Source organism: Neoluteolibacter marinus (assembly GCF_014904755.1).
Classification (GTDB): domain Bacteria; phylum Verrucomicrobiota; class Verrucomicrobiia; order Verrucomicrobiales; family Akkermansiaceae; genus Haloferula; species Haloferula marina.
The window spans coordinates 1-223 of the sequence record NZ_JACZFQ010000328.1; the positions used below are offsets into that span (position 1 = coordinate 1).

A 223-nucleotide genomic window follows, 5' to 3' on the forward strand; every position below is an offset into this window, starting at 1 on the left:
CCCCGAGACCAGGTGGGCGGTGCGCCGTCCGGCATCGGCCTCCGGGAAGATCACGTGGTGGGCGCCGATGCGGGAGAGGATCTTGCCGTGGGCCTTGGAGATCGCCTTGGCCCAGATCCTGCCCACGCCCAGATCCACCAGGTTCGCCGTGATCAGCACGGAGGACTCGATCGACGTGCCCACGCCCACGACCGCCTGCGTGAACTCGGCGGCGCCCAGCTGG

1 protein-coding gene is annotated in these 223 nt (G+C 70.4%); it reads right to left on the reverse strand.

Annotated features, from left to right (window positions below; all coding sequences use genetic code 11):
- Positions 1-223, reverse strand: a 223-nt coding sequence (locus IG178_RS25110) for an NAD-binding protein (protein WP_193215285.1), incomplete at both ends; no start/stop codon positions are given.